The organism is Pseudoalteromonas peptidolytica (genome assembly GCF_012641745.1).
GTDB lineage: Bacteria > Pseudomonadota > Gammaproteobacteria > Enterobacterales > Alteromonadaceae > Pseudoalteromonas > Pseudoalteromonas peptidolytica.
Genome location: NZ_WEHZ01000020.1, coordinates 44,287 through 63,229, shown reverse-complemented (window position 1 = coordinate 63,229; position 18,943 = coordinate 44,287). Strand labels below are relative to the sequence as shown.

The 18,943-nt window shown below is 42.8% G+C and carries 20 protein-coding genes; 11 read left to right on the top strand and 9 right to left on the bottom strand.

The window, feature by feature from the left end:
- The first annotated feature begins 9 nt into the window (after positions 1–9).
- Entirely contained in the window at positions 10–1,458 is a 1,449-nt protein-coding gene (locus F9Y84_RS13875) for an SLC13 family permease (RefSeq protein WP_147391201.1), read from the top strand.
- Between the two features lie 420 nt (positions 1,459–1,878).
- Positions 1,879–3,279, top strand: a complete 1,401-nt coding sequence (locus tag F9Y84_RS13870) for an aldehyde dehydrogenase family protein (protein ID WP_147391019.1) — start codon at positions 1,879–1,881, stop codon at positions 3,277–3,279.
- Positions 3,280–3,373: 94 nt separating this feature from the next.
- Here the strand turns inward: F9Y84_RS13870 and F9Y84_RS13865 are convergent, their stop codons facing one another.
- Complete coding sequence (locus F9Y84_RS13865; protein ID WP_147391025.1) at positions 3,374–4,099, bottom strand: tetratricopeptide repeat protein; 726 nt, start codon at positions 4,097–4,099, stop codon at positions 3,374–3,376.
- A 137-nt stretch (positions 4,100–4,236) separates the two neighbouring features.
- Here F9Y84_RS13865 and F9Y84_RS13860 point away from each other — a divergent pair, with 137 nt between their 5' ends.
- Entirely contained in the window at positions 4,237–5,022 is a 786-nt protein-coding gene (locus F9Y84_RS13860) for a DUF6279 family lipoprotein (RefSeq protein ID WP_147391020.1), read from the top strand.
- Between the two features lie 4 nt (positions 5,023–5,026).
- On the opposite strand, the gene F9Y84_RS13855 is transcribed toward F9Y84_RS13860, so the two are convergent.
- From F9Y84_RS13855 to F9Y84_RS13845, 3 genes are read right to left on the bottom strand one after another with little or no spacing between them, the layout of a single operon-like run.
- A complete protein-coding gene (locus F9Y84_RS13855; protein WP_125253458.1) occupies positions 5,027–5,668 on the bottom strand; it encodes a flavin reductase family protein in 642 nt (213 codons plus the stop codon).
- Positions 5,669–5,675: 7 nt separating this feature from the next.
- Complete coding sequence (locus F9Y84_RS13850) at positions 5,676–6,401, bottom strand: SDR family NAD(P)-dependent oxidoreductase (RefSeq protein WP_147391021.1); 726 nt, start codon at positions 6,399–6,401, stop codon at positions 5,676–5,678.
- Complete coding sequence (locus F9Y84_RS13845) at positions 6,391–6,783, bottom strand: thiol-disulfide oxidoreductase DCC family protein (RefSeq protein ID WP_147391022.1); 393 nt, start codon at positions 6,781–6,783, stop codon at positions 6,391–6,393. Before F9Y84_RS13845 ends, F9Y84_RS13850 begins: the two co-directional genes overlap by 11 nt.
- Positions 6,784–6,908: 125 nt before the next feature.
- Between F9Y84_RS13845 and ppc the strand changes: the two genes are divergently transcribed.
- The 3 genes from ppc (at position 6,909) to cdd (ending at position 11,038) form a co-directional block, all read left to right on the top strand.
- The gene (gene ppc / locus F9Y84_RS13840; protein ID WP_147391023.1) at positions 6,909–9,542 is read left to right on the top strand and encodes a phosphoenolpyruvate carboxylase; all 2,634 of its coding nucleotides are present in this window, start codon (positions 6,909–6,911) and stop codon (positions 9,540–9,542) included.
- Between the two features lie 217 nt (positions 9,543–9,759).
- The gene (locus F9Y84_RS13835) at positions 9,760–10,128 is read left to right on the top strand and encodes a hypothetical protein (RefSeq protein ID WP_125253462.1); all 369 of its coding nucleotides are present in this window, start codon (positions 9,760–9,762) and stop codon (positions 10,126–10,128) included.
- 43 nt (positions 10,129–10,171) lie between these two features.
- Entirely contained in the window at positions 10,172–11,038 is an 867-nt protein-coding gene (gene cdd / locus F9Y84_RS13830; protein ID WP_147391024.1) for a cytidine deaminase, read from the top strand.
- A gap of 86 nt (positions 11,039–11,124) precedes the next feature.
- Here the strand turns inward: cdd and udp are convergent, their stop codons facing one another.
- Entirely contained in the window at positions 11,125–11,889 is a 765-nt protein-coding gene (gene udp / locus F9Y84_RS13825) for a uridine phosphorylase (RefSeq protein WP_125253464.1), read from the bottom strand.
- Positions 11,890–12,058: 169 nt separating this feature from the next.
- Here udp and F9Y84_RS13820 point away from each other — a divergent pair, with 169 nt between their 5' ends.
- The 3 genes from F9Y84_RS13820 to F9Y84_RS13810 all read left to right on the top strand — a co-directional run bounded on the left by F9Y84_RS13820 (position 12,059) and on the right by F9Y84_RS13810 (position 15,337).
- Positions 12,059–12,838 (top strand): DUF2189 domain-containing protein, encoded by a 780-nt coding sequence (locus F9Y84_RS13820; RefSeq protein ID WP_125253465.1) that lies wholly within the window; start codon positions 12,059–12,061, stop codon positions 12,836–12,838.
- A gap of 297 nt (positions 12,839–13,135) precedes the next feature.
- On the top strand, positions 13,136–14,248 hold the full coding sequence (locus F9Y84_RS13815; protein ID WP_125253466.1) for an arginase family protein: 1,113 nt from the start codon (positions 13,136–13,138) through the stop codon (positions 14,246–14,248).
- A 378-nt stretch (positions 14,249–14,626) separates the two neighbouring features.
- Entirely contained in the window at positions 14,627–15,337 is a 711-nt protein-coding gene (locus F9Y84_RS13810) for a substrate-binding periplasmic protein (protein ID WP_147390614.1), read from the top strand.
- Positions 15,338–15,508: 171 nt separating this feature from the next.
- Here F9Y84_RS13810 and F9Y84_RS13805 read toward each other — a convergent pair whose 3' ends face one another.
- Both F9Y84_RS13805 and F9Y84_RS13800 read right to left on the bottom strand, forming a co-directional pair.
- A complete protein-coding gene (locus tag F9Y84_RS13805) occupies positions 15,509–15,751 on the bottom strand; it encodes a VF530 family protein (protein WP_125253468.1) in 243 nt (80 codons plus the stop codon).
- 33 nt (positions 15,752–15,784) lie between these two features.
- Entirely contained in the window at positions 15,785–16,066 is a 282-nt protein-coding gene (locus F9Y84_RS13800) for a DUF1496 domain-containing protein (RefSeq protein WP_147390613.1), read from the bottom strand.
- A 60-nt stretch (positions 16,067–16,126) separates the two neighbouring features.
- On the opposite strand from F9Y84_RS13800, the gene F9Y84_RS13795 reads away from it, so the two are divergent.
- On the top strand, positions 16,127–16,357 hold the full coding sequence (locus F9Y84_RS13795; protein WP_125253470.1) for a TIGR02647 family protein: 231 nt from the start codon (positions 16,127–16,129) through the stop codon (positions 16,355–16,357).
- A 69-nt stretch (positions 16,358–16,426) separates the two neighbouring features.
- Here the strand turns inward: F9Y84_RS13795 and maiA are convergent, their stop codons facing one another.
- Both maiA and hmgA read right to left on the bottom strand, forming a co-directional pair.
- Positions 16,427–17,053, bottom strand: coding sequence for a maleylacetoacetate isomerase (maiA, locus tag F9Y84_RS13790; RefSeq protein WP_192503301.1), 627 nt, complete (start codon positions 17,051–17,053; stop codon positions 16,427–16,429).
- Positions 17,054–17,061: 8 nt separating this feature from the next.
- Positions 17,062–18,357 (bottom strand): homogentisate 1,2-dioxygenase, encoded by a 1,296-nt coding sequence (hmgA, locus tag F9Y84_RS13785; protein ID WP_147390611.1) that lies wholly within the window; start codon positions 18,355–18,357, stop codon positions 17,062–17,064.
- A 112-nt stretch (positions 18,358–18,469) separates the two neighbouring features.
- Here hmgA and F9Y84_RS13780 point away from each other — a divergent pair, with 112 nt between their 5' ends.
- Positions 18,470–18,940: a MarR family winged helix-turn-helix transcriptional regulator gene (locus tag F9Y84_RS13780; RefSeq protein WP_147390610.1), complete on the top strand. Its 471-nt coding sequence runs from the start codon at positions 18,470–18,472 to the stop codon at positions 18,938–18,940.
- Positions 18,941–18,943 lie beyond the last annotated feature (3 nt).

Sequence of the window (18,943 nt, the reverse complement as noted above, 5' to 3'; positions counted from 1 at the left end):
GATCCGATCATGACAGTTGAAAGTACAAAAAACAAAAGGTCGCAATTATTCTTGTGGCTAGGTCCTATCGTTATGTTGATAGCGTGTTTAACCGAGCCACCAGCAGGTATGTCCATTGAAGCGTGGCGAACCGCAGGGCTAACATTTTGGTTAGCGTCGTGGTGGATAACGGAAGCTGTCCCTATCCCTGCGGCTTCTTTGTTGCCTTTAGTGGTCTCTCCCTTGGCCGGAATAACTTCAATGAAAAGTGCTGCAGCTCCTTTTGCACACCCTTTAATTTACTTGTTCTTGGGCGGTTTTCTTATCTCTATCGCGATGGAAAAGTGGGGGCTACACAAGCGTATTGCACTCAACACCATGTTAGTCGCGGGCAGCAAACCTAGCACTCAAATTTTGGCGATGATGGCCGTCACAGCTTTTTTATCCATGTGGATGTCTAACACAGCAACGGCAGTGATGATGTTACCAATTGCGCTCTCTGTTATTCACCTAGTGAGAGAGCAAGGTGGTGACAGTCAAAGCTTTGCTAAAGCGTTACTTTTATCTATTGCTTATGGTGCCAGTATCGGTGGAATTGCAACGCTCATTGGCACACCGCCAAACGCTCTAATGGCAGCCTATTTGTCGGATAGCTATCAAATAGAAATTGGTTTTGCCACATGGATGATGATAGGTGTGCCGCTATCAATCGTGATGTTAGCATTTGCTTGGTTTTGGCTAACAAAAGTGACTTATAAGGTAGACCAAGAAGCGGTAAGTATTGATACCAAGTCTCTATTTACCAGTCAGCTAGCAGCGCTAGGTAGCATGTCTAGGGCTGAAAAAGGTGTATTTGCCATATTTGTGCTTGCAGCGCTTAGTTGGGTTTTTAGGCCGCTTATTGGTGATTTTACTGGTTTAAAACTATCTGACACTGGTATCGCAATTGCAGCTGCATTACTGCTTTTTGTGTTACCGGCAAAATCAAATAGTGATGAGCGCCTACTTGATTGGGAAAGCGCAGCAAAAGTACCTTGGGGAATCTTATTGCTTTTTGGTGGTGGACTGTCATTGGCTGCGCAAATTAAGTCATCAGGCCTTGCTAACTACATTGCTAACCTGTTGGCTGGCGCGGATGCAATAGGGCTGGTACTGAGCGTGTTAGTGGTTGCGGCGCTGATCACGTTTTTAACGGAAATTACCAGTAATACTGCGACAGCGGCCGGGTTTTTACCTTTGCTTGGTCCCGTCGCAGAGTCGATAACAGGCTCGCCCTTAGTTTGGGTGGTGCCCGCTGCTATTGCTGCAAGCTGTGCATTTATGATGCCTGTAGCAACTCCACCAAATGCCATCGTATTTGGGTCAGGGAAGATAAGAATCAAAGATATGATCCGAGCTGGGTTCGTGTTGAACTTGGTGGCGATATGTTTAATTACGTTTGTAACCTTGACTTTAGCGAGCGCCATACTAGGGTTTTAAAGTTGCCATTCTCCACAGGCTGTGTCCATCGAAGGGCAACTCGGTCATACGCAGCCTGTCTCAACGAGTATAAAACCAATCTTCTAACCCATTTTTTCTAGTTAACCCACCGTTTACTGTTGAATCGCTCTTAGGGGTTATCCAAAATGTTATACCAATTATCTTAATTAAGTGGTTTATTTTGAGGCTAGAAAATCTTGCCCATAACCCCGCTACCGCTTTCTGCTATAGCCAAGGTACCTAGCTCCGTGTAGGCAAGGCAAAAATTTTGCTATTTAGTTGTTCTAAATAAGGATTTTCTAACGCTGCTCACGTCAGACTTACTCCTTCAAATTGAGCAAGTATTAAGTCTAATTGGTATTAATAGACCCTAGGTTTGTTCCTTGCTATATTCGAGTCGAGTGATAGTAGGATCTTACAATGATTGAAGACAATACCAGCAATTTAATTGCCACCTTCACACAGCTAAAAAGTCAGTTTAATCAAGAGCCTTACCCGGCTATTGAGAAGCGATTGCGTTTACTGCGTGATGTGAAAAGCAGAATGTTAAAACTTCAAGAGCAGTTTGTTGCTGCCGCAGACAAAGACTTTGGCAAAAGAAGTCGGTTTGACACACTTATTGCTGATATTATGCCGTGTGTTAATGCAATTGACTACATAAGTAAACACCTGCCCCGCTGGAGTAGAAGCAAGCGTCGATTTGCAGGTATACAGTGGCTACCCAGTCGCGCTGGTATTGATATTGTGCCCAAGGGAGTAATAGGGGTGATAGCGCCATGGAATTACCCGATCCAGCTTGCGATAGTTCCTGTTATCACAGCGCTCGCTGCTGGCAATAAAGCAATGCTTAAACTCAGTGAGTTTACGCCAGCAGTCAATAAAGTGATCCGTACATTATTTGATGGGCTAGATAATGAGGTCAGTGTGATTGAGGGAGGCCCTGATATTGCCGCTATGTTCACTGAACAGCCATTTGATCACTTGCTTTTTACTGGATCAACTGAGGTCGGCAAAAAAGTAATGGCAGCAGCAGCGAAAAATCTGACTCCGGTGACCTTAGAACTCGGTGGAAAATCCCCTGTCATTGTCTTGGATGATGCCGATATTGATACAGCTGCAATGAGTATCTTAATGGGGAAACTGTCTAATTCCGGACAGATCTGCGTCGCACCTGATTATGTGCTGGTTCATCATGAACAGTTTGATGCACTGGTTGCAGCATTAAAGCGCCACTATAAGAAATCCTATCAGCCCAAAGTTGGCCTCAAAAATCAAACAGCCATCATTAATGAAAGGCAGTTTCAGCGCTTAAACACCATCATTAGCGATGCTAAAAACAAGGGGGCTAATGTATGGCAGGCAGAGCCGTCTCAAGATAACCGGCAATTACCACTACATATTGTCACTGAGGTCGACAAGTCTATGCGGGTGCTGCAAGAAGAGTTGTTTGGGCCCATTTTACCGATTTTAAAGGTAGCCAACCTACAAGGTGCGATTGCATATATCAGAGAAGATACAACCCCGCTTGCAAGCTACCTATTTACGCAGTCATCAGATGCGATTAATAAGGCCTCTAGGGAGTTAGCTGCGGGTGCGCTTGCTATTAATGAAACGATTATTCACGTTGCAGTAGAGTCATTACCATTTGGTGGGTTAGGGCATTCTGGAATGGGGCAGTACCATGGCGAAGAAGGGTTTTATACTTTTAGTCACAAGAAGTCGGTGTTGCACTCTAAAAACACCAAATGGCGCAATAAGATGCTGCTCGGTCATTCTAAGTTGTTAACCAAGCCCTTAGAGTGGTTATATTTGCGAAAATAATAATAAATATGGGGCGCTGAAATGCGCAGACCGCTTAGTAGCGATGCACTGGCCTAGCTTCCTAAAGCCAGTTCACCGCTACAACTGTGCTAAATTACTTAGTTCTTGTTTCAGCTACATATTTACCGGCTTGAATACGCTCGTAAATACTATTGGCAAGCTCCGTTGCTTGCTCTATTTGTGAAGGTGAAAGCTGTTTCTCATCAAGGAGGCGACTTTTTGTTGCTTCTGCATAACCATTGAACTCTGCTAAGGTGTTCCAAACATAGGAGCGCTCAATACTCTTTTCAACACCTAACCCCTGGAAGTACATCAAAGCTAAATTGAACATGGCTAAGGTATAGTTGTTTGCTGCAGCTTTTTCGTACCAGTTTAGAGCCTGACGGTAGCTTTGCGTTACGCCATCTCCGTTAGCATACATAAGTGCAACGTTAAATTGTGCTGCGGGCATGTTTTTGTTTGCCGCTCGTTTCATTAATTCAACGTACTTTGAACGATCTTTTTTTACACCGCGACCTTCGTCATACATCACTGCCAGAGCAAACATTGCATCTGCTTCCCCAAGTTTTACGGCTTGTTGAAATAACTCAGCAGCTTTGCGCTGGTTTTTGATAACGCCATAGCCACCTTCATACATTACACCTAATTGATAAATACCTGGGGCATAATTCATTTCTGCTAAATAGTTGAATTCTTGTAGCGCCTCTTCAAATCTGCCGGCATTAAGCGCATCAATACCTTCCTCTAATCCTGCGTTTGCAAATGGCGCTTGGCTAAGTAATGCCAACATGACACATGCCTTGGAAATTTTGCCTAACATCATAGATCTCCTTTAGGTAGCTATGCTTATTGTATTGTTTGTTATTCTAATCCCAGAAACAAGGATTTACAAAATTCAAATCTAAAATGCGATTGCTTACGTTAATATAAAATAATAAAAAAGAGCAGGATAGTGGAATGAAAAAGGGCGTGCTATTGATTTTCTGCGTCACCATTTTGGTTGGTTGTAGCCAACGCTTGGCGTACAACAACCTTGGGTGGCTTGCGAGCTATTATATATCAGACTTTGTGGATCTCACCGATCAACAAGAAGACCAACTAGAGTCTGATGTTGAAGCCTTGGTCAATTGGCATAGACAATCAGAATTACCCAAGTATCAGTCTCAAGTTCAATCACTTATCAACAATTGGCAGGAGATGACAGAAGCGGATGTAGTGGCAATGTTCGATACCACACGTCACTACTGGTATTCTGTTGTCGCTCAAGTGTTTCCAAAGTTAGTGCATCATTTAAACACGTTAAATCGGCAACAAAAGGAGATGCTCATCACTAATTTGGAGACTCAGTTGCTAAAGGATGACTGGCAAGACGGAGATCAGTATCGCCGATATGAGCGTTGGCTTGGTAAGCTGAATAACGCTCAAAGAGCGATAATAAATGAGCATTACCAGCAAGGAGAATTTGCACGGCAAGTGTGGCGCGCACATCAACAGCGCCGCTTCAACCAATTTCAGCAAGCGCTAATGCTCAGTAATGACGAGCACCTATCTAGGGGCTTATTTCAAAAAGCGATTGTTACTGAACCACAGCAGCTGCCTGCACGCATCGTTGAAATACAAAATAGAAGAATAGCTGCGACCGCATCTTTAGCAATACGGCTAAGAGCGACAATGAGCGATAAACAAGAGGCGCATTTTGAGGAAGAGCTCCGCGATTTGCTGGAGCTATTAAAGAGTTTGTAACGCCTTAACCTAATTTTTTAATGCGCGTCGGCTGGTGTGCTTTGGCATACTCAAGTCTATTTAAGCGTTTGGTTGTGTGATAACCGTCTAAGCTTGAAATTGCAACGCTCTCTAGTGCTTCTATATCAACATAGCCGTCTGGTTGTAGCGCAATTTCATCGACATGCAAAGCGGTTATCTCTCCTATGACCAACTCGGTATCATTGAGTTTTATGCGTTGGTGATCTCGTAATTCGAGTGCGTACTTTAGACGGCTTTCTCCTACGAAGGGAGCAGAGAAACCGTTTAAATATTCAGCAGTAAGCCCTGTGTGCTCGAATTCGGACTCTGTTTTATCATACCGTGCTGAGGTTTGATGAGCTGCGGTATAAATCTGTGCATTTACTTGGTTAATAGTATAAGTCTTGGTTTCTAATATGTTTTCAAGTGTATGCCTTGAAACACTATGGGGGCGAAATATAACCCCAACTAATGGCGGACACGCACCGAGGTGAAACACAGAGCTAACAATAGAGAGGTTTTCTTGTCCTGCACTATCCACTGTACCAATTAGGTTTGCGCTTTTAAAACCAGAGAGAGAGTTTACCAACAACGCACGGTAACGCTGTTCAAGTTTGTTAATGTCTTCGTTTGAAAAGTGTTTCATTATTTATCTACCAATCGATCGGTTTATTTTGCCAGTCTACATAACTTACGGTGCCATCAACTTTTTGTCTCGCAATAATATCGCTGAGTTGTGCTGCTACGAATGTGGGACTAAACAGCTTTTGACTAGGTACATTGGCTTGAAAAGGTTTAGATAGCGGAGTATCGGTTGTGCCCGGGTGAAACAGTACCAGCTTGATGTTTTTTGCTCGCCTTGCAAGTTCCACGGCAGCGGACTTAAACATCATGTTTAAGGCGGCTTTAGAGCTGCGATAGCTATACCAACCGCCAAGTTGATTGTCACTGATGCTACCAACTCGGGCGGATAATGCTGTTACCACGCATGAATGTTTACCTTTCAAGGTTGGGAGCAGGGCTTGCAACCACAACATAGGCAGCATTGTATTTATGTTAAACAGCATCATGCTGTAATCGAGGTCTATTTCCTCCAGCTTTTTTTCTGGTAGCTTGCCATCTTCTCTGTGTAGCACTCCGTTAAAGATAGTAACGCCTACAATAGTGAGGTTGAGCTCTTTTATAGATTTACCGACTTGAGAAATTTGACTTGGTGAATAATCGCATTGAAAGTGAGCCGCTATATTTTGGTCATGACCGCTAGGTTTTTTTGAGATGCTAATCACTTTTAGGTCAGGGTTGCGATTGGCCTGCTCGGTGATAAAAGCTTTGGCAATCTCTGAACTGGCGCCAATCACCACAATCGCCTTATCTGTCACTGTCACACTTCCCTTTTTGATTAATACCACATTGATTTGGCATCAGTAAATTCGATATTTTCATTCTATGGGCTGCAAAAAATAGATAAAATTTGTCCGCGATAAACTTTACGCCAGGCAGGCGAAGTAACCCTAGCCAGCGATGCTTGCCTACTGTCCTCCATACGCCTACCGTGACATCTAGCCCGAGAAGAAGCTGGCCTTGATTGTCATAAGCATGGAGTTTGGTCATAGCGGCTTGTTTGCTAATTTCGGGGAAGTCCTGCTCAAAGCGCAAGCTATGAATGTTTACTAGATCTAGTTTATTTGCCTTGTCTGCACTTTTTAACGCGTCCATTTCTTTCATACATAGTGGACAGTTACCATCATAAAATACAATCATTCCCAAACCGTATTAACGTGATTCTTTGTCATTTTTTTACGTTATTGTCTTGAAAATAGATCGTTCGCAATTAAAAAAATTCTCGGTATAGTGAAGTTCGAGTATCTTTTCATCAAGGAGATTGTATGACAGAGCAATACACAAGCCTACGCAGTAACGTAAGCCTTCTAGGCCAGATGTTAGGACAGATAATTCAACAAGCACAAGGGCAAGAGACGTTAGACAAAGTTGAAGAAATCAGGCATTTGGCAAAATCCTCCAGAAGTGGGAACGAGTCAGATAGGCTGGTATTAATCGAAACGTTACGCAGTTTAAGTGACGAGGCTTTATTGCCTGTTGCCCGTTCATTCAATCACTTTCTAAACCTTGCAAATGTTGCTGAGCAATTTCACACCATCTCAAAATCGGGGGCGCCAGACGGCGTGATGGGTGAAATAGACCGCACACTCGACGAGTTACAAAGCAAAGTAGAAGCAGGTGAGTTGACTTTAAATGAAGTCGCTGACGTGATCAGCAAACTTAAAATTGATTTAGTGTTAACAGCGCACCCGACAGAAGTGACTCGACGAACCATAATCAACAAACATGTGGAGCTAAGCGAGTGTTTAAAGCTGTTGGAAAACATTTCAGGTGAAGACCCTGTTTACGATGAAGTACTTGATCGCATTGAACAGTTAATTTCTCAGGCATGGCATACCAGTGATATTCGAGAGAAGCGACCGACACCTCTGGACGAGGCAAAGTGGGGTTTTGCGGTTATTGAGAATAGCCTGTGGGAGGCAGTACCGAAGTTTGTTCGCTATTTTAATACGCAAGTTAAAACACGATTAAATTTACAATTACCTGCACACTTTAGCCCAATTCAACTGACTTCTTGGATGGGAGGTGACAGAGACGGAAACCCATTTGTTACCTCGCATGTTACTCAGTCTGTACTAGATCATGGTCGTTGGATGGCATTGGATTTATACCGTCGAGACTTACAAACGCTTGGAGCTGAGCTGTCGATGCGTCACGCGTCAGCACCTTTTAGTGAACGTGCCAATGGTAATCACGAGCCTTATCGCTATGTGCTCAAACAGCTGCGGGCCGATGTAGAAGAAACTATTGCGGCGCTAGAGTATAAGATCAAAGGTATGCCTTCTCAGTACCAAGATAAAATAAAAGAAGTGGTTCAAATCAGAGAGCCACTTGAAGCCTGTTATCAGTCTTTGGTTGCCTGCCGCATGAGTAATATTGCTGATGGATTACTATTAGATGTATTGAGACGAATAGACTGTTTTGGTGTGTCCTTGTGTAAATTGGATATACGTCAAGACTCGGCAAGGCACACTGAAGTATTTTCTGAGCTCACGCGTTATCTCGGGTTGGGCGATTATGCGCAGTGGCAAGAGGAAGATAAACAGGCCTTTTTGCTTACAGAGCTGAGCTCTAGACGGCCGTTACTACCGCGTCACTGGCAACCGAGTGCAAATGTCCAAGAAGTAATAGAAACATTTGAAGTTATTGCCCAGCAAGATAGCAGTGCTTTGGGTATTTATATTATATCAATGGCACAAAGTGCATCTGACATACTCGCGGTGTACCTATTGTTACAAGAAAGCGGTTGCCAATTTGATTTACCTGTTGCCCCATTATTTGAAACCTTAGATGATTTAAATAACGCACAAACAGTCATTTCCGGTTTGTTTGATAACACCTGGTATAAAGGAACTATTGGCGCAAAACAGTATGTAATGATTGGCTACTCCGATTCAGCAAAAGATGCGGGTATGATGGCTGCTGGCTGGGCACAGTATGAGGCTATGGAGCAGCTGGTTACGTTGGCTGATACAAAAGGTATTGAACTGGTTTTATTCCACGGTCGGGGTGGTACGATTGGTCGCGGCGGTGCTCCAGCTGCTCAAGCGTTACGCTCACAACCACCAGGCTCGTTAAAAAGTGGATTACGAGTCACCGAACAGGGTGAAATGATCCGCTTTAAATTCGGTTTACCGAAAGTGGCGATGCAAAGTCTCTCTATCTATACCAGTGCAATTCTTCAAAGTAATTTATTACCTCCTCCAAAACCCGAGCCTACTTGGGTTGAAGTAATGCGCACAATCAGTGAGGCCTCTTGTCATAAGTATCGACAAGTAGTTCGGGAAACGCCTGAGTTTGTGCCTTACTTTAGAATGGCTACGCCAGAGCAAGAACTATCTAAGTTACCGCTCGGTTCAAGGCCATCCAAGCGTAACCCACAAGGCGGGGTTGAAAGCTTAAGAGCGATACCGTGGATTTTCGCTTGGAGCCAAAACCGCCTGATGCTACCTGCATGGTTAGGCGCTAAGGAAGGGCTCGAGGCTGCAATTGAAGCCTTTGGCAAAGACACCTTGCAGCAGATGAGTGCGAAGTGGCCGTTTTTTAGGACACGTCTTGAGATGCTAGAGATGGTATTTTGTAAAGCAGACCTTTGGTTGAGCGAAATGTACGATACCAGTCTTGTCAGCGCTGAATATAAAGGTCTTGGTGATGAACTAAGAGAAAATTTACAACAAGCAATCGAGCTTATTAGAGGGCTTGCGCCTGAGTCTTCATTACTATCGCAGCAGCCTTGGATTAAAGAGTCAATAGCACTTAGAAACCCCTATACAGATCCGCTTAATTTATTGCAGGTGGAGCTTCTTAAACGTGTGAGAGAAGAGACAAATCATGACCTAGAGCTCGCCTTAATGATAACGATGACGGGGATAGCTGCTGGAATGCGAAATACTGGTTGATGTGCCATGTGGGATAATTCATTCACATGGTAATTAACATTTGTATTGATCATATAAAAAAAACCAATCCCAATGGATTGGTTTTTTCATTTTGTTTAGTTTTTTAATCTTATATTTGTTGACAGTAATTCTCATTGAGCTATACAATGCGCGGCTGGTTCAACCAGTTATTATATTTGTTTTAGTCAAGAATAGTTTGGTGATAGGTTTTCGAAACATGCACAAAATTTCTACTAGCGTCACATTCGATGAGTGTCATGATTTAATCATGATGAAGGTCAGAGGTGTTGCTACTGCAAATGATGTTGTCAGCGCGTATGAAAAAGCTAATTTGTACGCTAAAAAGCATAATAGTAGTAAAGTCCTAGTAGATGTGAGCGAGCTAGAGCACCGTTTTGCGGCTATTGATATTGTCAATATTATGCCAAAAGTTGTACATCATATTGGTAATCTGCATATCGCACGAGTAGTGGGTTTTGAAGGCTACATGCACGACTTATTCTTACAAAAAGTAAAACGCTTTAATATCAGCGCCGAGAATTTTGAATGCTTTAAATCTGCAAGAGAATGGTTGAGTCGACTCTAACTCTTGCGTAAACTATCCTGCCATAGATAAACATGACAACAATATGGCAAAACAAGAACTATCTTTAAAAAACGCGTTGAAGCAAGATGCCATAGCTAAACGCGGAATATTCAGTTATGACCTTTTAACTACCTACAAAGCACGCTTTCAATTGTTGGAGTCTGAACTGGAAGCGGTGTTACTTGAAGTTGCAGCAGAATTTGCAACGCCTCCTATTTCACATTTTTATGTTGGTGCTATTGCTTGGGACGATAAGTCCGGCCAAGCGTTTTTAGGCGCCAACCTTGAATTTTCTCATCAAGCTCTCTCTTTGGTGGTACATGCTGAGCAAGCTGCAATCAACAATGCGTGGCTAAATGGGGCGGCAGAAATTTCAAGAATGACAATCAATGCTGCACCTTGTGGCTTTTGTCGTCAGTTCATGAATGAATTAAGCACAGCTAAAGAACTTGATATTTTATTGCCTTCGGGCAAAACAACGCTCAATGCGCTGCTGCCGACTTCATTTGGTCCAGACGACTTAGACAACCAAGAAAAACTGTTTGCACAGCATCCACACAGCGAAGCAGTTTTGGGTCTTCCTGCAACGATAAGTGACAAGTTGTATCAACACTATCTTGCTTCTTATTGCCCTTACACAAAAAATCGCAGTGCGGTGGAAATAACGTTAGCAACCGGAGAGCGCTTTTTTGGCCGATACGCTGAAAATGCAGCTTATAATCCAAGTTTGTCGCCGCTACAGAGCGCATTAAGTCAGTTGGCAATGTCAGGAAGAACGTTGTTGGACGCTGATGTGGAGTCAATTACACTTGTGGAAAAACGCGGCAAAGCGAACCAGCACGCGGTGAGTTTAGCTGTGCTCAGTGCCTATGACGCGCAAAATCTATTAAGGCATGTAGAGATTGAGTAACTACTCAATCTCTATAATTCTCGAGCCTTAGCAGCGAAGATCGGCTTGAACCTACTTATTACAGTTAAGATCAAGCAGAAGTAATTTTACTTGTGTTGATGTAAAAGGATGTCCGCCGCTTTTAGTACCGCAGTAACCGCTTTTTTCTCGACGTCATGGTGGTCGACATTAGGTATCTCTTGACGTGTTCTGTTCACGAGTACGCCTGCAAGGCAAGCTGCTTTTAACCCTAATGCTGCACACATAGTGAATAAGGTTGCAGACTCCATTTCGTAATTCATAACATTTAACTTTTGCCACTCAGCACACGAGCCTTGGTATGCCTTACGTACATATCCTGAGTAAGTGTCATAACGCTCTTGGCCTGGATAAAAAGTGTCGCTTGATGCTGTGATACCGACATGATGGGTAATACCTAGCGATTCACATGCTTGAACCATTGCTGAAGTAGCGCCAAAGTCGGACACCGCTGGAAATTCAATTGGTGCAAAATGTTGGCTAGCGCCATCTAAGCGCACAGAGGCAGTACTAACTAGGATATCCCCTTCATTGATGTGTGGCTGAATAGCGCCTGTTGTACCAATTCTTAGAAAAGTGGTGATACCAAGTTGGGCTAGCTCTTCAACAGCGATGGAAGTTGATGGACCACCAATACCTGTTGAGCAAATTACTACTGGACTTTCATTTAAAAAGCCAAGGTAGATATGAAATTCGCGAGTTTGTGCTAAGCACACCGGAGAGTCTAAATATTCAGAGATACGCTTTGAACGTTCTGGATCACCCGGAACAATTGCGAGTGAGGCGCCTTTTAGGTCGGCTTTGGTAAGACCTAAGTGAAATACCTTTTCCATAGTAAACCTTAGTGATTAGTAAAGCGTAATGTTTATAGTTAATGCCTTTCAAGTACAGGACAGATGTCCTGTTTGGGCGCGGCGATTCTTAAATTATAGCTTGTTCTAGCTTGCGGGATTGTCAATGTTCCACTAAACCTAAACATGAGAGCAACTACGAGGAATGGTTATGCCTGCTACACATTCTATAGATAAAAATCACCAGTTTGCGCGTTGCTTTGAGTGCAATAAAGTACCTGCGATGGCGCCGTTTCATTGGCTTGCACTAGCGTGCAAAGATTTGGCTAATGCCCCTTTACTTAGTTTACTATACGGACTGATCTTTACCTTAATTCCAGCTACCATCATGTGGCTTGTGTATCAATCTGGCACCCATTTGGTGATCCTGCCTGCAGCTGTTGCCTTTGCATTAATTGGCCCTGCTTTTGCCGCGGGGTTGTATGATGTTGCATGGGAATTAGAGAAAGGTCACAAGCCAACTTTGATACATAGCCTGAAGTCTATGTTTAGAAACCCCGCAGGAGAGTGGGGGTTTGCAGTGCTATTAATGGTTATCATGATCGTGTGGATGCGCCTTGCAGCACTAATTCACGCTCTGTATCCAAACGTACCCAACCCCACATTTGAGCAACTCTCAGCATTTTTAGCCTTGGGCTCTATTGTGGGAGGGATCTTACTGGTATGTGTGTTTGCAATTTCGGCATTTACCCCACAAATCATGATGGAGCGTCGCGTCGATATTATGACAGCAGTGATAAGCTCTATGCATGCCGTGAAAGAGAATTTCGGCGCTATGGTTGTGTGGTGTGGAATTTTGGTATTCCTCGTTATGGTCGGGTTTGCTACTGGAACTGCTGGCTTTATCGTGATTATGCCACTGCTTGCATACGCCAGTTGGCATGGGTATATCGCTGTTATTAAAACCAAAGTACCGCGTCATTACGAATAACTAAACATCCTCTATGAATAATCAACCAGAGTGTATTGCTTGCATCAATACGCTTTGGTTGACTTCCCAATTTAAGCTGTTATACGTTCACCAACTTATATCTAACGCGCAGATTCAAGCTAACGAAAAACGAGTATGATAATTTGCTAAGTGCATGATTATTATTAAGTTAACTTGTTTTCTGGCAATGTTTCTGAGATTTGGGCTGATCTTGAAGGCAACTCTTACACGAATATCGTGAATAAGTTGGCTGGAATTTTCCGAATCGCATGATTATTCACAAAAAAGGGGATAGCGATGTCTGATAGTAAACAACAATTCCACAAAAAACTGGAGCACTGTTTATGTCCACCGGGGGATGGTGTTTTCACCGTAAACACTGCAAAAGAGAGAAAGGATGCGTTGAGACAAAAGCTATATGGGCAAACTGAAGGTATTGACACCCTGTGGAAAGCATCTTTGAATAGCCTTACTGATAGTGAAAAAAAAGCAGCCATTTTGGGAATTAGTTCAGATTGTGGTGGCGGTATTTTACGCGGAGCGAATTGGGGACCTCTATTTTTACGTTCCACACTAATAGAGCAACAGCCGCACACAAGTGCTTTTGATCTTGGTGATGTAAGAGTTATTCCGCATCTGCTTCATGATAAGTACCTAAATGAGAGTACGATCAGTAATTGTCAAAAAGCGCTCTATGCAGACCCTGAGAGTGAATATTACGTGTCACCTTTATCCATTACAGAAGATGTCTGTGATGGTTTTTACGAGAATTACCCTGATAAGGGTATCTTTGGTATAGGTGGCGACCATTCGATTAGCTATCCGCTTACCAAATCGTACCTGAAAGCAAAACGTGCTCGCGGTATAAAAACAGCAATTATTCATTTTGACGCGCATACGGATTTACTGGTTGAGCGCTTAGGTATTGATTTATGCTTCGGTTCTTGGTGTACACATATTTTGGAGTTTCTGCCTGCACCTTCTCATCTCGTGCAATTTGGGATCCGCTCAAGTGGTAAGCCTAAATCGCATTGGGAATCGACATTTGGTGTGAAACAACACTGGGCGCATGAAATTAGAGAACGCGGAGCGCAAGCAATCGTTGACGAAGTTATCGCACAGTTAAAAGCTGATGGTGTTGAAGAGCTGTATGTTAGTTTCGATATTGACGCGTTAGATGAAGCATTTGCTTCAGCGACAGGGACACCTGAAGCTGGAGGCATGACGCCAGAAGAAGCGATGTTGATTTTAAGCGCATTGCATGAAGAGTTTAAGATAACTGGTGCAGATATGATGGAAATCGCGCCGTTCACCGACAGTTCTTTAGCCGGTCAATCAAGCTCAGAAACGACACTAAGAGAAGGTGCCAAGTTAAGCGCATTTTTAATCGATGCGATTAACAACAGCTAAAAAACCTTGCTTATGTCAGTGGTGGGTGATCTAGTTTTACCCACCATATCTCCAGTTAAAAAAACTAATACCAATTTTCTTAATTAAGTGAAGTGGTCTATTTTGAGGCGAGAAAATCTTGTCGATAACTCCGCTACCGCGTCCTACTGTCGCTAAGGTACCTACATCCATATAAGCAAGGCAGAAATTTTGCTATTTATATGTTCTAAATAATAAATTTTTAACGCGGTTAGCGTCAGATTGACTCCTTCAAATTGAGCAAGTATTAAGTCAAATTGGTATAACGTCTGCTCTTCTCCCAAAACTTTCATTTTGTGTTAAAAATTGCTCAACTTCCAAGTTAAGACTATATTATTCAAGTCACTACGGGAGAGTTTCATGAAGGGTATACTTTGGTTTTGTATGGGCACACTAGTAACTAGTTTCTGTGCTGGCGCGTTTACCTTGAATATCGTGACTGAGAACTTTCCGGATTTTCAATATCAGAATGAAAAAGGAGAATTGATAGGGCGAGCGGCCGATAAAGTGAAAACGGTGCTCGACGATGCAGGGATAAAATACACCATTAACGTACTCACTTGGCCAGCAGCTTACAATGCCGCATTAAGAAAAGATGATACTTGTGTCTTTTCAACTGCTCGAAACAACGTAAGAGAAAATGAGTTTGAATGGGTGTTTCCTATTGATGCCTTTACGACCTCTTTTTATGGGCTTCGCGAAAATGAAATTGAATTAGAGTCTTTAGAGGATGCCAAACGTTATCGCACGGCGGTAATAAGGGATAACTTTAGCCACCAGTTTTTGATGGAGCATGGCTTTATAGAAGGAAAGCAACTATTAATCATCAACTCTTTTGATAAAGTGTTTGAGTTACTTAATACAAGGAAAGACTTTGTTGATTTGGTGGTATTGAGTGATGCTCAGTTTAGGTTTCGAAGAACACAAGAGCAAACGGCTTATTTATTGGAACCGGTGTATACTTTGGATGACTTCAGTACATCATTATATTTCGCGTGTAACAAAAATGTGCCCAAATACATTCTTAATAAAATACATGAAACCTATCAATCTCATTATTCAGCGCATTAGCTCAAGCACCCAAGAAGCTTTAAAGCAGATAGCGATGATGATGCTAGGAATGGGCAAAATAGGGCTTGGTAACAAGACTTTTTAAGCTGGATAGGCTGTTTGTTCGAGCTCACCAGTATAGAGCGATGAGCTCGATTTTAAATTTGAAAATAGAAGGGAAGATAAGCCGGACTATTTTTTTATCTCAGGCCATTGAAAACCATGAAAGGTATCAAGGTATAGCTGTTCTACTTTTGCTCGAGCCCAAGGCGTTCGTCGTAAAAACTTTAAACTGGATTTAACGCTCGGGTTATCCTTAAAACAGTTTATGTCCACGGCGGCTGACATGGCTTTCCAGCCAAGCTGTTGCTCTAGTTTAATAATTATTTCTTCTAGCTTGACCCCATGTAGTGGGTTGTTTGCTTGGGTACTCATTAATTGCTTCTATATTGACTACTATAATTGTTGTTAGTTTACCTGAATTTTCTTGATAATTTCAGGCCTTATTGGTTTACCTGATGTATCAGCTTTAATCCAAATAAGCTGACCATTGTCTTCGTTGTGTTTTTTGGGAGCACATACAAAGAGCATATCGAATTGCTGCAGCAGTGCGCCTTCGCTATATGACTGTCCTTGGTACCAACATACTCGTTTGGGTAACTCGCCATAAAGTCTTAACTCGTGGGGACTTAGTGCCAAAACACTGGGTGAGATCAAAGTTGCTGTTATTAAACCTATTAAAAACTTCATCAAATTTAAAATTTTGAACTAGAGTGTAAAAAGAATATAGAAGAATAAGGAAAAATGACAATGGCATTAGATCAAAAATTATTGGATGAGCTAACCTTACTTGCCAGGTTTCCTAGGCATAGTTTACATCAGGGGATTAAAATTCACAGTAATGCACCAGAAGGGATCCAGGGCGCTGCGATGCGTCTATTTGAAAAAGGGGTTATTGATAGCCCCGATGGAGGGTACTTAACCGATTTGGGCCATGACCTTATCGGCCATTTTGATCACGTTTATAGCGCGCTGAAATAAAAAGGTTTGATTTACGGGGTGATATGCGCGCCATATTACCCCGTACAAAGGATCTATCTCGTAATTAAGTTACTGTGCATCTAATTGATTTTCAGGCGCGGCATCGGAAAACGCGCTTAGCGTATTGCAATGCTCATATACTCGAGCGATCTTAGGAAATGCAGTCATATCCACTTTAAAACGCAGTGCATTAAATACTTGTGGCACTAAACAAACGTCGGCTAGTGTAGGCTCTGTACCAAAGCAAAATTGATCATCACCAATCATAGGTTCTAGCTTTTTAAAGCCCTCGATAACCCAATGACGATACCATTCGTTTTTCTGGTCGTCAGATGCGCCTAGCTCGTTTGATAAGTATTTAAGTACACGTAAATTATCAATAGGGTGGATATCACAAGCGATGGCATAGCAAAAACTTCTTACTTGCGCTTTCTGCCATGAATCTTGAGGTAACAAAGCTTGGCCGCTTTGCGTTTCTTCCAACCACTCCAGTATTGCTAAAGATTGTGCAAGGACGCCATACTCTGTTTCTAAAGCAGGCAGTAAGCCTTGACCATTTTTACTTAAATATGCCTCTGCGCTTTGCTCTGATTTAAGCAAGTTCACAGGCACTAATTCGTGGTCTAAACCCTTTAAGTTTAAAGCAATACGCACACGGTAGGCGGCTGAGGAACGAAAATAAGTATACAGTTTCAACATAATCTTTATGCTCCTTTAAAGTACTTTTTAATGCCTTTCCAGCAATCAGCATAATTAGGCTGACGTGCTTTGCCTTCAAGAGCATACTTTGTTGGAGAGATAATGTAACGTGACTCAAACATAAACGCGAGCGTGTTTTCATAGCGTTGCGGCGCAAGCTCTGCATTGCTCGCTTTTTCAAATACATCCGCTTCTGGACCATGTGGAGACATGCAGTTATGCAGGCTCATACCACCAGGTACAAAGCCATGCTCTTTTGCGTCGTAGACCCCTTCGATCAACCCCATAAACTCACTCATGATATTACGGTGATAATAAGGAGGGCGGAAGGTATTTTCTGCCACCATCCAGCGCGGTGGGAAGATCACAAAGTCTACATTGGCAACACCTGGTGTGCCTGATGGCGAAGTCAGTACAGTGAATATTGATGGATCGGGGTGATCAAAACTTACAGTATTCATCACGTTAAATCGCGCTAAGTCATATTTGTATGGAGCGCTATTACCTGTCCATGCAACCACATCAAGTGGCGAGTGGCCAATGTCACAGCGAAATAAGTTACCGTTGAACTTGGCAACCAGTTCAAAATCGCCTTCTATGTCTTCAAAGGCAGCCACTGGGTATTGGAAATCACGCTCGTTAGTATAACCATTTGCGCCAACGGGGCCTCGCTCCGGCAGGATGTAGGGATTGCCGTAGTTTTCACAAATATAACCGCGCACTGTATCGCTGAATAGCTCAACTCTAAATTTGATCCCACGAGGGATAACGGCAATCTCACCTGGTTTAATCGCGAGTTTTCCGCACTCTGTATGTAAAACGAGTTCACCTTGTTGTGGGACGAATAGCAATTCGCCATCCGCATTATAAAAGTAACGTCCCTCCATCGATGCGTTAGCAACATATACATGAATACCTATTCCGCTTTGTCCGTTGGCACTGCCGTTAGCTGCCATAGTGACCAAGCCATCGATAAAATCCGTTTTCTCTTGTGGTATATCGATAGGATCCCAACGCAACATAGAAGGTGGAGTCGCTACCTCTGTAATAGGGGCTGTGCGCAGTAAACCATTATCAATGGCCTCGTATTCCCCTTGTAAAACGGAGGGGCGAATACGGTAAAACCAATTTCTGCGGTTATCAGCCCGAGGTGCTGTAAATGCTGTAGTGTTATATTGCTCTGCATAAAGGTCGTATTTTACTTTTTGCGGTGAAAATTGACCGATAGGTAAAGCGCTCGGCAATGCTTCACTTTCAAACTCATTACCAAACCCTGTTAAATATTGAAGTTCTTGGCTCATCTGTCTCGACTCCTTACTGTTTTATAGTAAGATACTCTCATGTGAGAGTATTTTCAATCTTCATCGTTGAGTAAGGCCGTAAAGTTATGATGACACTTAGGAGTAATTGACAATGACAAAAAAAGACGAAAAGCCACTGAATATTAAAGAGTTTTTACCATATCAATTAGTTTCGTTGTCAACAAAAGTGAGCAATGACTTTGCACAGGTGTATAAACAGCAAGGGAAACTGACACAGCCGCAGTGGCGGGTGCTATCTCATGCGATACAACATAATGGGATCACGGCAGCACACATTTGTGAACTGGCAAAAATGGACAAATCAACCGTTTCGAGGGCGATCAAGCAGTTACAAGACAGAGAGTTGATTGAGATGTTAGTGAGTTCAAGTGACAAGCGTGCAAAAACTATTGCGGTGACAGAGCAAGGAAGAGTGCTCTATCAAACGTTAACGCCACTTGCTCTAGCATGGGAAGCCGAGCTACTTAGTTGTTTTAGCGATGAGCAGAAAGAAAAGTTTATTGAATTATTAACGGTGCTTAATAATAGACTAGTGAATAGTGATACCAGCAATGCTGATTAACGA